The sequence below is a fragment of the Cupriavidus sp. HY129 genome (genome assembly GCF_059492215.1).
Genome location: NZ_CP083255.1, coordinates 538,452 through 550,916, shown reverse-complemented (window position 1 = coordinate 550,916; position 12,465 = coordinate 538,452). Strand labels below are relative to the sequence as shown.

The window sequence follows — 12,465 nt, the reverse complement described above, 5'->3', positions numbered from 1 at the left end:
ACGTACCGTTCGGTGGCCGCGACGTTATGATGCGGGACCGCACGGTATCTGCCGTGCTCTTGGCGCCACTGTGCCGAAGGACCCGAATTGCGTTTTCTCCACACCGCCGACTGGCATCTTGGTCGGCTCTTCCACGCCCGTAGCCTGATCGAGGATCAGTCTCATGTGCTCGACCAGTTCGTCGCGCTGGTGCGCGACCTGCGCCCCGACGCCGTGCTGATTGCCGGCGACGTGTACGACCGCGCGGTGCCGCCGCCGGAGGCCGTGGCGCTGCTCGACGATGTGCTGGCGCGTATCGTGGTGGATGCGGGCGTGCCCGTGGTGATGATCGCGGGCAATCACGACAGCGCCCAGCGCCTCGGCTTCGGCGCGCGCCTGCTGGCCGCGCGGGGTCTGCACGTGGCGGGGCGCACGGGTCCGGAAACGTCCTGCGTGACGCTGCACGATGCGCACGGCGAGGTGCGCATCTACGCCTTGCCCTATGCCGAACCGGCAGCGGTGCGCGACGCGCTCGGCGCCGACTTGCCGACGCACGAAGCCGCATTGAACGCCCAGCTCGACGCCATCCGCGCCACGCATCCCGCAGGCGTCCGTTCTGTGGCCGTGGCCCATGCCTTCGTGGTGGGCGGCGCGGTCAGCGAATCAGAGCGCCCACTGAGCGTGGGCGGTAGCGGTGCCGTGGCCGCGGACGTGTTCCACGGCTTCGATTTCGTGGCATTGGGACATCTGCATCGTCCGCAATGCATCGGCGATAGGATTCACTACTCGGGGTCGCTGCTCAAGTATTCGCTGTCGGAAGCCGAACACCTCAAGACGGTATCGCTGATCGAACTTGACGCCGAGGGTGGCGTCCGGATCGAGGCGATACCGCTGCGACCGTTGCGCGACCTGCGCGTGCTGACCGGCACGCTGGCCGGCTTGCTCGAGGCGGGCGCCACCGACCCGAGCCGGGACGACTACGTCCATGCGGTGCTGACCGACGCGGGCGCGTTGCTGGACCCGATGGCGCGACTGCGCCAGGTCTATCCGAACGCACTGGCGATCGAGCGCGCGGTGCTGGCGCGTAGTGGTCAGGCCGGGGAAGCGGGGCGCAAGCTGCGGGAACTGGATACAGTCAGCCTGTTCGCAAACTTTTTCCGCGAGGTGGCTGACACAGACCTCGACGGCGATCAGCGCCGCGCGCTCGACGATCTATTGGCAGTCATGCAGGCATCGGAAAGGGAGTCGGCATGAAACCGCTTTACCTGAAACTGCAGGCCTTCGGCCCGTTCGCCGCCACGGAGACGATTGACTTCACGCGGCTCGGCGACCAGGCGTTCTTCCTGATTCACGGCCCCACGGGCGCGGGCAAGACCACGCTGCTCGATGCCATCTGCTTCGCGCTCTATGGCGATACATCGGGTGGCGAGCGCAGCGCGCAGGACATGCGCAGCGCCAATGCGGATCCAGCCCTGCGGACCGAGGTCACCCTCGAGTTCTCGCTTGGGGCGACACGCTATCGCGTGACGCGTTCTCCGACGCAGGACCGCCCGAGCCCGCGTGCGGCAGGCGGCTTCGTCAAGGAGACTGCGAAGGCGCAGCTTGATGCCCAGGTGGACGGTGAGTGGAAAAGCCACGCCAGCCAGCCGGTCCGCGTGACCGACGCGGTGCGGGTTCTGCTCGGCTTCGACAGCGCGCAGTTCCGGCAGGTGATCGTGCTGCCACAGGGACGTTTCCGCGAATTGCTGACGGCGGACTCGAAGGCGCGGCAGTCGATCCTCGAGCGTCTGTTCCAGACCGAGCTCTACCGCCGCGTCGAGGAACTGCTCAAGGAGCAGGCCGCGAGCATTCGCCGCGAAGCCGAGGAGATCTCGGTACGACGCAAGACCTTGCTGGACCAGTATCAGTTGCCCTCCGAGCTGGCGCTTGACGAACGTATCGCCGCGCATCGGGAGACGTTGACCGAACTGGAACGGCGCGAAGCGCTGGCGCGAGCGAGTAGCGACGCGGCGCAGGCGTCCTTGCGCAAGGGCGAGCTGGAGAGCACGCAGATCAAGGCCTGGAAAGAGGCGGAGGGCGCCTATGCCCTGCTGTCGGCCCGCGTGCCGGCGGTCGACACGGACCGCGCGCGCCTGCAGGCCGCGCGACGCGCGGCACAGGTGACGCCGGTTGCGCAACTGCTCGAGGTTGCCAGGCAGGATCAGACGGCCGCACTCGCTGCGAATGCCGCCGCCGGGACACGCGTGGCAAGCGCCAGTCGGGCCGCAGATATCGCAACGGGCGCGCTGCGTGCGGAACAGGCGCGTGGCGAAGCGCGTTTGGCCGCGCAGCGCACCGTGGCGAAACTGGAGGCGATTCTCCCGCAGGCACGCAGGCTTGGCGTGCTGCGCAACGGCGTGGCGCTGGCGAGTACCGGACTGGCCGCTGCAGAGGTGGCGCTTGCCGCCAAGGCGAAGGCGCGCGATGCCGCCGTGGCGGCGGCGAAGACGCTGGAAGGCGAGCTTGAGCTTGCGCGGCGCGACGGTGCAAATGCGCAGGCCCTGCAGCTTCAGCTTGGACTGGCGCGCGAACGCGCGACGCGCGTGGCACGTTGCCGGCAGCTCGATGCCGACCTTGGGCCCTTGCGCGAATCGCTGGCCTCAGCGGAAGCCGGCGCCAGCCGGGCGATGCAGACGCGCGACGCCGCGCGCGTCGCGATGCGTCAGGCGGAATCGGACTGGCGCTTTGGCCAGGCAGCACGCCTTGCCGCTGGCGTGAAGCGTGGCGAACCCTGCCCCGTCTGCGGTGGCAAGGACCACCCTGCGCTGGCGCAGCAGACGCTGGTGCTGGTGACCGACGAGGACCTCGATACCACGCGGGCCGCCTTGCAACATGCCGACGAGGCGTTGGCCGACGCGCAGGCCGTGCGGCAAAAGGCCGAGGCAAACGTCGCCCAATGTCAGGTGCGTCTGGCGGATCTGCGTGAAGGCGCAGGCGATGTGTCCGACGCGGGCGTGCAGGCGCTCGATCAGGAGATCCAGACGCTGACCGCCAGCGGCGCGAGGGCCGAGGCGGCGGCAACCCGCGCGGAACGGCTCGCGGCCCAGACCGTACAGGCACGTCAGGCGCAGGAGTCTGCCGAAGCCGCCGTACAGGCGGCCGATGGCGCATTGCGCACGGCGATGCATGAGCACGCTCAGCTAGATGGCGAGTGGCGTGCCGCGAGTGCGCAGGTGCCGGAGGATTCGCGCGACCCCGACGTCGTGGCCGCATCGCTCAAAGCCGCGCAGCGCGAAGCCGGCGCACTGGAAGCCGCATTGCAGGCGGCCCAGGGCGCCGAGCGCGATGCGGTGGCGCTGCTGGCCGGTGCGAATGCGGCACTGGCCGCCGCGCGCGAAGCCACTACCCGTGCCGAGGAACGGGCCGCGCAACGCGAAGCCGCCTTCGTGGACGCACTTGCCACTGCCGGATTCGCCGGAGCGGACGACTACCGCGCCGCATCCCTGGCTGACGATGCCACGTGCGTGCTCGACGACGCCGTGCGTGCGTTCGATGTCGATCTGGCTCGCGCCGCGGAATGGCGCCAACGCACGGCGGAAATCGGTCAGGCGCTACAGACGCCGGACATGCCTGCGCTTCTGGCGGCACGCGATGCGGTGGCTGTGCAGCTTGAAGCGGCGATCCGGCAGCGCAGCGAACTGGCCGCGGTGCGCGATGCGCTGTTGCAGTGCAAGGGCCTGCTCGACTCGCTGGCCGCCGAAGGACGCGACGTCGAGACGCGCTACGCCGTGCTCGGCCGCCTGTCGGAAGTGGCGAACGGCAATAATCCGCGCCGCATGACGTTCCAGCGTTTCGTGCTGGCCACGTTGCTCGACGAGGTGCTGGAAGCCGCGTCGCTACGGCTGCTGCGCATGAGCCGGGGCCGCTACGCGCTGCAACGCGTGCGAGAGCTGGGCGATCAGCGCGTGGCCGGTGGCCTCGACCTCGAAGTGTTCGATCACGATACCGGCGGCACGCGCCCGGCCAATACGCTGTCGGGCGGCGAAGGCTTCCTGGCATCGCTGTCGCTGGCGCTGGGTCTGGCCGATGTGGTGCAGTCGCGCGCGGGTGGCATCCAGCTCGATACGCTGTTCGTTGACGAAGGCTTCGGCACGCTCGATCCGGAAAGTCTCGACTTCGCGATTCGCACGCTGCTCGATCTTCAGCAGGCCGGACGGCTGGTCGGCATCATCTCGCACGTAACCGAACTGCGTGAGCGGATCGACGTGCGGCTCGAGGTCCGGCCCGGCGTGGCGGGCAGTCAGGCCGTGTTGCGCCTGCCCTGAGCCGGGGTCCCGGGCCCCGGGTCCTCGGCGCCGGAGCGCGCGGTGGAAGGCGCGCGAGCGCAATTCCACGCGCGCGCCACTTGGGAGATACCCCAAATCGCGACGCGGACGCCACGTGCCTAGAATATTCGGCGAGCATTTAATAAAACGCAGTTCCGCCTATCGGAACTTCGAGGGAGGGGAGGCTGCGACGAATCCGTCTGGCCTTTTTCCTTCCTGCTCGATCCCATAACGAATATTCGGAGGTGTCGTGCGTTTCCATCGTCGTCCTGAAGCTGTTCGCGCCCTGGTGGCCGCGGTGCTCGTGACCTGCGCCGCAGGGGCCATTGCCCAGAGCCTGCCCGCCAGCAAGGCGCCCCCCGCCACGCTCACGCCTGACCAGCAGCGCTTTCACGATATCTACAAGGAACTGGTCGAAATCAACACGACGCATTCGGCCGGGGACAGTACCCGGGCGGCGCGCGCGATGGAGAAGCGACTGGTGGAGGCGGGCTTCTCCGCGTCGGATATCCAGGTGTTCGAGCCGTTTCCGCGCAAGGGCAATCTGGTGATGCGCTTCAAGGGCACCGGCGCCAGGCAGCCGGTTCTGCTGCTGGCGCATATCGACGTCGTGGAGGCCAAGCGCGAGGACTGGAAGACCGACCCCTTCCAGCTTCAGGAGACCAACGGCTACTTCACCGCGCGTGGCTCCATCGACGACAAGGCGATGGCGTCGGCGTTCGTGTCGGTGCTGGGACAGTTGAAGCAGGAAGGCTTCAAGCCGTCGCGCGACATCATCCTGGCGCTCACGTCCGACGAGGAGCGCGGCGACGTGCCCAGCAATGGCGCCGACTGGCTGGTGAAGAACAAGCCTGAACTGCTGAAGGCCGAGTTCGGCATCAACGAGGGCGGCGGAGGCGAGCTGCGCGACGGCAAGCCGGTGCTGCACCGCGTTCAGGTGGCCGAGAAGATGTACACGACCTACGAACTGGAAGTGCGCGACGTGGGTGGGCATAGCTCGGTGCCGACCAAGTCCAATCCTGTGTACGCGATGTCCGAGGCGCTGAGCCGCCTGGGTGCGTACCAGTTCCCGGTCAAGATGGCCGACGTGACGCAGACCTACTTCGCGCGCAGCGCTCCGCTGGCGAAGGGGCAACTCGCCGAGGACATGCGCGAGGTCGGGACGGGCCGTCCGAGCCAGGCGGCGATCGACCGGCTGTCGGCCATTCCGTTCTACAACGCGCAGCTTCGTACCACCTGCGTGGCGACCATGGTCAATGCCGGGCACGCCGAGAACGCGTTGCCGCAATCGGCCAAGGCCATCGTCAACTGTCGCATCCTGCCGCATGACGATCCGGCCGACATCGACCGCCAGCTCAAGTCGGCAATCGGTAACGACAAGATCAGCGTGCGATACATCAACAAGCCGCTGGCCAGCCCGGCCTCTCCGCTAGACGGCGCGCTGATGAAGGAAGTCGATGCGCTGACCAAGCAGATGTGGGATGTGCCGGTGATTCCGGCCATGAGCACGGGCGCAACCGACAGCCGCTTCATGCGCAATGCCGGTATCCGGATGTACGGTGTTTCCGGCCTGTTCACCGAACCGTCGGACATGCGCGCGCATGGTCTGGACGAGCGCATCGAGATTGCGCGCCTGTACGATGGCCGTGAGTTTCTCTACCGTCTGGTGAAGCGGTTGTCGGAATAATTTAGTAAAACTGCGATTCCGCAAGGCATCGGCGGGCGTTGCGCACTACCATGCGTGGTAGCTGTGCATCGCCCGCCGTACCTTTGGTTCAAGCCGGTTTCAGCCCGCCTCTGGTCGTGTATGACGCTGCCAGCCGGGCTGGCCGATTATCGCCCGAGACGTGGCCCCCTGCCTTGACCCTGTTTTGGCGACAGGTGTAACCTTTGTTCATTCTGCGAATTGGAGTTCGTATAGCGAACTTCATGGGAATCCGGTGAACAAAGCAGGAAGTTTCTGACGTTCGCTGGTATTCGCAGCAAGCATCTGCATGAAGCCGCAGCAAGATGGCTGACAAAACAACTGCAAGATTGTTGGACTGTCCTTGACGGACCACCGCGCACGGAGCGCGGGGACATCAGACAGGACGCCCGTCCAGCCACTGCCGGAGACAGCTTTGCGTGCCGCGCCCCTTTGCGGCCGGTCCCGGTATGCGCGCCGGACCCTTCCATACTGGAACGCAAGTGATCAACAAGCTATATGACTCGGTGGAATCGGCAATGGCCGACATCCACGATGGCGCCACGATCCTGATTGGCGGTTTCGGCCTGGCCGGCATGCCGGCGGAGCTGATCGACGCGCTGATCGCCCAGGGCGCGCGCGACCTGACCATCGTCAACAACAACGCCGGCAATGGCGACACGGGCCTGGCAGCGCTGCTCAAGGCCAAGCGTGTCCGCAAGATCATTTGCTCGTTCCCGCGCCAGGCGGACTCCTACGTATTCGACTCGCTGTTCCACGCCGGTGAAATCGAGCTGGAACTCGTGCCCCAGGGCAATCTGGCCGAGCGCATCCGCGCGGCCGGCGCCGGCATCGGCGGTTTCTTCACGCGCACGGCCTACGGCACGCCGCTGGCCGAAGGCAAGGAAACGCGCATCATCGACGGCCAGGGCTATGTCTTCGAAAAGCCGATCCACGCTGACTTCGCGCTGATCAAGGCCGAGACCGCCGACCGCTGGGGCAATCTGGTCTATCGCAAGACCGCCCGCAACTTCGGCCCGATCATGGCCATGGCTGCCAAGTGCCCGATCGTGCAGGTCAGCAACGTAGTGGAACTGGGCGAGCTGGACCCCGAGCACATCATCACGCCGGGTCTGTTCGTCAAGCGCGTGGTCAAGGTTGCAAGCGCCGCCAAGCCGGCCAGCGCGGCCTGATCCGAATCGAGCGAAGAAGGAGAAACACATGCAACGCCTGACCCGCGACCAAATGGCCGCCCGCGTGGCCAAAGACATTCCGGACGGTGCCGTGGTGAACCTCGGCATCGGCCTGCCCACCCTGGTCGGCAATCAACTGCCGGCCGACCGTGAAATCCTGCTGCACAGCGAGAACGGCCTGCTCGGCATGGGCCCCGCTCCCGCGCCGGGTGAGGAAGACGGCGACCTGATCAACGCTGGCAAGCAGCCGGTGACGATCAAGCCGGGTGGCTCGTATTTCCACCACGCCGATTCGTTCGCGATGATGCGTGGCGGCCACCTCGACTTCTGCGTGCTGGGGGCGTTCCAGGTCTCGGAGAAGGGTGACCTGGCCAACTGGCATACCGGCGCGCCGGGCGCCATCCCCGCCGTCGGCGGTGCGATGGACCTGGCCATCGGCGCCAAGCAGGTGTTCGTGATGATGGAGCACCTGACCAAGCAGGGCGAAAGCAAGATCGTGTCCCAGTGCACCTATCCGCTGACCGGCATCGGCTGCGTCACGCGTGTCTACACGGACCTGGCCACGATCGATGTGACGCCGGACGGCCTGGTTGCCCGCGATCTCGTGGACGGCCTGTCGTTCGACGAACTGCAACGCCTGACCGGCGTGCCTCTCAAGCAGGCCGTAGCCGCCTGACCCACCACCAAGACGAGCGAGACAGAACATGAGCGAAGCATTCATCGTTGACGCCATCCGTACCCCCATCGGCCGTTATGCCGGCAGCCTGTCCGGCGTGCGCGCGGACGACCTGGGCGCCGTGCCCCTGAAGGCCCTGATGGCCCGTAACGCCAGCGTGGACTGGTCGGCGATCGACGACGTGATCTTTGGCAACGCCAACCAGGCCGGTGAAGACAACCGCAACGTGGCGCGCATGTCGGCCCTGCTGGCTGGCCTGCCGGACGCCGTTCCCGGCGCGACGATCAACCGCCTGTGCGGTTCGGGCATGGACGCCACCGGCACTGCTGCCCGCGCCATCAAGGCTGGTGAAGCCAACCTGATGATTTCCGGCGGCGTGGAAAGCATGAGCCGCGCCCCGTTCGTCATGGGCAAGGCCACCTCGGCCTTCTCGCGTGACGCGCAGATCTTCGACACGACCATCGGCTGGCGTTTCATCAACCCGGCGATGCGCGCCGCCTACGGCGTGGACTCGATGCCCGAGACCGCCGAGAACGTGGCGACCGACTACAAGATCGGCCGTGAAGACCAGGATCTGATGGCGCTGCGCAGCCAGGAGAAGGCATCGCGCGCGCAAGCCGACGGCACGCTGGCGCAGGAAATCACCCCGGTGACGATTCCGCAGAAGAAGGGCGACGCCATCGTGGTCGACCGCGACGAACATCCGCGTGCCACGAGCATGGAAGCGCTGGCCAAGCTGCGCGGCGTGGTGCGTCCGGACGGCACGGTGACCGCCGGTAACGCCTCGGGCGTGAACGACGGCGCGTGTGCGCTGCTGCTGGCCAGCGAAGCGGGCCTGAAGCAGCATGGCCTGAAGCCGCGTGCCCGCATCGTTGGCATGGCAACGGCTGGCGTGGCACCGCGCGTGATGGGTATCGGCCCGGCACCGGCCACGCAGAAGCTGATGAAGCAACTGGGCATGACGCTGGACCAGATCGACGTGATCGAACTGAACGAAGCGTTCGCCGCGCAAGGCCTGGCCGTGCTGCGTCAACTGGGCATCGCCGACGATGACAAGCGCGTGAACCCGAACGGCGGCGCCATCGCACTGGGCCACCCGCTCGGCATGAGCGGCGCGCGTCTGGTGACGACCGCGATGTACCAACTGGAGCGCACTGGTGGCCGCTTCGCGCTGTGCACGATGTGCATCGGCGTGGGCCAGGGCATCGCCATGGTGATCGAGCGCGTTTGATGGCTTGATGCATCACCACTGGCCGATGCCAGTGGTGATGCGCTCCCTTCTCCCGCGCAAGTGGGAGAGGGGAGTTACCGAAGCAGAACAGTAGAAGTTTCAGTTTCCCTTGCTTCCCGTCGTTAATTCATGCGGGAAGTTTCAGTGGTGTCTCTTCCCCAACGAGGTAGAGCATCGCGGCCAGGCCGACGGGCTCGCCGGCTTCGCCGCATTTTTTCTGATTTGACCGGCCGCTTGCGTGCCGGTGCGGAGTACCGAGATGTCCCTTCCTGTTGCCACCCTGGTCACTGGCGCCAGTTCCGGAATCGGCCGAGCCATTGCGGAAATGCTGCTCGCCGATGGTGTGACGCGTGTCATCAACGTCGACTATGCAGCGCCGACGTGGTCGCACCCGAACATGACCTTCTTCCAGGCCGACCTGACCAATGCCGATGCCACGCGCGCGGTGGCGGAGCAGGTGACGTCTCAGTTCGCCGTGACGCGGCTCGTCAACAATGCCGGCGCCACGCGCCCCGGCACGGCTGACACGGCCACGGCGGAAGATCTCGATTACGTCGTGGGCCTGACCCTGCAGGCCACGATGCTGCTGACACAGGCCTGCCTGCCCGCGATGCGCGCGGCGGGGTTTGGCCGCATTGTCAACATGGCCTCGCGCGCGGCGCTGGGCAAGCCCGAACGCGTGGTGTATTCCGCGGCCAAGGCTGGGCTGGTTGGCATGACCCGAACGCTGGCGATGGAGCTGGGCGGCGACGGCATCACCGTCAACGCCGTGGCACCGGGTCCCATCGCCACCGAGCTGTTCCGCCGGAGCAATCCGGAGGGCAGCGAACAGACACGGCGCATTCTGGCAAGCATCGCCGTGAAACGCATGGGAACGCCGGAAGACGTGGCGCGTGCCTCGCTGTTCTTCCTTGCACCCGAGAATGGTTTCGTGACGGGACAGGTCCTGTACGTCTGCGGCGGAACCACGCTGGGTGTGGCACCCGTATAAGAAAGTGCCCGCCCCCCAGGCACGGGGCGGAATAGCGGTTCAAAGCATTACGTCCGCGGTAAGCCAGTTGGCTAGCGGACGTGCATCACTCCTGGAGCACAAGATGAGTATCACCAAGCAAACGTCGAAGGCGCGCAGACGCCTGCTGGCCGTAGGCGTGGCACTGGCAACTGGTTTTGCCGCCATGACCGGCGCCCAAGCGCAGGGCACCTATCCGACCAAGCCGATCACCATGATCGTGCCGTTCTCGGCAGGTGGCACCACCGATATCCTGGCCCGCATCGTCGGCCTGCAACTGGGCAAGGCGCTCGGTCAGCCCGTCGTGATCGACAACCGTCCGGGCGCGGGCGGCAACATCGGCGCATCGCTGGCCGCGAAGGCGCCGGGCGATGGCTACACGCTGTTCATGGGCACCATCGGCACGCATTCGATCAACCAGTCGCTGTACTCGAAGCTGCCGTACGACCCGGTCAAGGACTTCGCGCCGATCACGCGCGTGGCCATGGTGCCGAACATCGTCGTGGTGAACCCGAAGGTGCCGGTCAACAACATCAAGGAACTGATCGCCTACGTGAAGGCCAACCCGGACAAGCTGTCGTATGGCTCGTCGGGCAGCGGCTCGTCGATGCACCTGTCGGGCGAACTGTTCAACTCGATGACGGGCCTGCATATCCAGCACATCCCGTACAAGGGTAGCGCTCCGGCCGTGAACGACCTGCTGGGCAACCAGATCGGCCTGATGTTCGACAACATGCCGTCGTCGTACCCGCACGTGAAGGCCGGCAAGCTGCGCGCCATCGCCGTGACCTCGGCCAAGCGCTCGCCGGCACTGCCGAACGTGCCGACCGTGGCCGAGTCGGGCGTGCCCGGCTATGAAGCCACGTCGTGGTTCGCGCTGTACGCCACGGGCGGCACGCCGCAGGCCGTCGTCGATCGCCTGAACGCCGAAGTGGTGAAGATCCTTGCCATGCCGGAAGTGAAGAAGCAGATGGCCGAGCAGGGTGCCGAACCGCATCCGGAAAAGCCGGCTGAACTGGCTGCCTTCATGAAGTCCGAGGCCGCCAAGTGGGCCAAGGTGGTGAAGGCTTCTGGCGCGACCGTGGACTGATCTCCCGGATCGACCCAGGTCGCCGAAGACCGGCCAGCAGGCATCACGCCTGCTGGCCGGTTTTTTTTGGTGGGAATCCTCTTCAGAAAAGAAAAGCCCGCGACGTTCGTCGCGGGCTGAATCCCAGGTCCTTGGCGGACAGGAGGAGACAATCGACAGACTTGCGGTGACTGCAATCTCACCGCAGCAAAGGCATCAGGTCAGGCTGTACTTGACGACCTGTTCTTCCACACCCACGAAGCGCACCAGTTGCCGCAGGCCGCTGGCGTATTCCTTGATGTGGTGGCCCTCCGGGGTATCGGGGAGCCGGTAATAGAACGGCGCCGTTCCGGCGCGCGCGCGGGCGACAGGCTTCGTCGCCTCGGCTGCGGCTGTGCCGGCGGTCGCATCCGGTCTTGCGTTCATGGACAACTCCCGGGTAGCGCATGGCGCGGAACGTTGGGCCGGTAGAGGGGCACGCGCATGCGGGGTGGCAATGTCTGGAATGTATTGCAGATTATCGGGAAATGCCATTTCGATTTTTTTACATCAGTATCGTAATAATTGACTAAATTGTCATGAATGCGAGTTTTTGTGCCGTCACTTGCACATGGCGGGTTTCGCCGCGCATCTCAGTGGATATCGGCATGACGTGACGTGACTTGCGCGTTACCATAGCGCCACCTGACCATTTCACTGAACTTGGTCAGCATCATCCATGCCAGCGATCGCGTCGCACCTATCGGCCGAATGTCCACCCAACACGCTCTCCTGATATCCCTGATCGAAAAGCCATCCTCGGGCTACGATCTCGCGCGCCGGTTTGACAAGTCGATCGGTTATTTCTGGCACGCCACTCACCAGCAGATCTATCGGGAGCTGGGGCGGATGGCCGAATTGGGCTGGATTGCCTCGGACGAGCCGGAAGTCACCGTCGACGGCGACGGGGCGGAGAAGAAAGGCCGCAAGAAGGTCTACCGGGTGTTGCCCGCCGGGCACGACGAACTGGTGCGATGGGTGCTTGCGCCCGGTCAGGGGCTGGACCAGCGCGAGGAGATTTTGGTCAAGCTGCGTGCCGATGCCGCGATCGGGCCGCTCGGCCTGGACAAGGAAATGGGGCGACTGATTGCACTGCACGAGGCGCGGCTGGAAACATACCGGGGGATCGAGCGCAAGGATTTCTCCGGCACGCTCGACCGCCGGCAGCAGATCCAGTACGCATTGCTCCAGCGCGGCATCCAGTTTCAGGAAAACTGGCTTGCATGGGGCAGGTCGCTGCTGCCGCTGCTCACTGGCACGGCCAGTGGCAGCAAGGACTGA

At 65.9% G+C, this 12,465-nt stretch carries 10 protein-coding genes; 9 read left to right on the top strand and 1 reads right to left on the bottom strand.

All coding sequences use genetic code 11. The features are described from left to right. Positions 1-87 precede the first annotated feature (87 nt). The 8 genes from K6G35_RS18880 to K6G35_RS18845 all read left to right on the top strand — a co-directional run bounded on the left by K6G35_RS18880 (position 88) and on the right by K6G35_RS18845 (position 11,166). Positions 88-1,233 carry an exonuclease SbcCD subunit D gene (locus tag K6G35_RS18880; protein ID WP_186426722.1) on the top strand — a complete coding sequence of 382 codons (1,146 nt, stop codon included), beginning with the start codon at positions 88-90 and terminating at the stop codon, positions 1,231-1,233. Further along, positions 1,230-4,283 carry an AAA family ATPase gene (locus K6G35_RS18875; protein WP_035880689.1) on the top strand — a complete coding sequence of 1,018 codons (3,054 nt, stop codon included), beginning with the start codon at positions 1,230-1,232 and terminating at the stop codon, positions 4,281-4,283. Before K6G35_RS18880 ends, K6G35_RS18875 begins: the two co-directional genes overlap by 4 nt. A gap of 250 nt (positions 4,284-4,533) precedes the next feature. Next, positions 4,534-5,970, top strand: a complete 1,437-nt coding sequence (locus tag K6G35_RS18870) for a M20/M25/M40 family metallo-hydrolase (RefSeq protein WP_008645346.1) — start codon at positions 4,534-4,536, stop codon at positions 5,968-5,970. A 500-nt stretch (positions 5,971-6,470) separates the two neighbouring features. Beyond that, positions 6,471-7,160, top strand: a complete 690-nt coding sequence (locus tag K6G35_RS18865; RefSeq protein WP_008645347.1) for a 3-oxoacid CoA-transferase subunit A — start codon at positions 6,471-6,473, stop codon at positions 7,158-7,160. A gap of 28 nt (positions 7,161-7,188) precedes the next feature. Further along, positions 7,189-7,836, top strand: a complete 648-nt coding sequence (locus K6G35_RS18860) for a 3-oxoacid CoA-transferase subunit B (RefSeq protein ID WP_008645348.1) — start codon at positions 7,189-7,191, stop codon at positions 7,834-7,836. 28 nt (positions 7,837-7,864) lie between these two features. Next, a complete protein-coding gene (pcaF, locus tag K6G35_RS18855; RefSeq protein WP_008645349.1) occupies positions 7,865-9,067 on the top strand; it encodes a 3-oxoadipyl-CoA thiolase in 1,203 nt (400 codons plus the stop codon). A 259-nt stretch (positions 9,068-9,326) separates the two neighbouring features. Beyond that, a complete protein-coding gene (locus K6G35_RS18850) occupies positions 9,327-10,058 on the top strand; it encodes an SDR family NAD(P)-dependent oxidoreductase (protein WP_008645350.1) in 732 nt (243 codons plus the stop codon). A gap of 103 nt (positions 10,059-10,161) precedes the next feature. Then, entirely contained in the window at positions 10,162-11,166 is a 1,005-nt protein-coding gene (locus tag K6G35_RS18845) for a Bug family tripartite tricarboxylate transporter substrate binding protein (RefSeq protein WP_008645351.1), read from the top strand. 195 nt (positions 11,167-11,361) lie between these two features. Here K6G35_RS18845 and K6G35_RS18840 read toward each other — a convergent pair whose 3' ends face one another. Then, positions 11,362-11,571 carry a hypothetical protein gene (locus tag K6G35_RS18840; protein ID WP_008645352.1) on the bottom strand — a complete coding sequence of 70 codons (210 nt, stop codon included), beginning with the start codon at positions 11,569-11,571 and terminating at the stop codon, positions 11,362-11,364. 324 nt (positions 11,572-11,895) lie between these two features. Between K6G35_RS18840 and K6G35_RS18835 the strand changes: the two genes are divergently transcribed. After that, entirely contained in the window at positions 11,896-12,465 is a 570-nt protein-coding gene (locus tag K6G35_RS18835) for a PadR family transcriptional regulator (RefSeq protein ID WP_035880765.1), read from the top strand.

Bases quoted from the DNA above. Each gene is read 5' to 3' on its own strand.
- K6G35_RS18840 (WP_008645352.1), bottom strand. From the start codon at position 11,571: ATGAACGCAAGACCGGATGCGACCGCCGGCACAGCCGCAGCCGAGGCG.
- K6G35_RS18845 (WP_008645351.1), top strand. From the start codon at position 10,162: ATGAGTATCACCAAGCAAACGTCGAAGGCGCGCAGACGCCTGCTGGCC.
- K6G35_RS18850 (WP_008645350.1), top strand. From the start codon at position 9,327: ATGTCCCTTCCTGTTGCCACCCTGGTCACTGGCGCCAGTTCCGGAATC.
- K6G35_RS18835 (WP_035880765.1), top strand. From the start codon at position 11,896: ATGTCCACCCAACACGCTCTCCTGATATCCCTGATCGAAAAGCCATCC.
- K6G35_RS18875 (WP_035880689.1), top strand. From the start codon at position 1,230: ATGAAACCGCTTTACCTGAAACTGCAGGCCTTCGGCCCGTTCGCCGCC.
- K6G35_RS18860 (WP_008645348.1), top strand. From the start codon at position 7,189: ATGCAACGCCTGACCCGCGACCAAATGGCCGCCCGCGTGGCCAAAGAC.
- pcaF (WP_008645349.1), top strand. From the start codon at position 7,865: ATGAGCGAAGCATTCATCGTTGACGCCATCCGTACCCCCATCGGCCGT.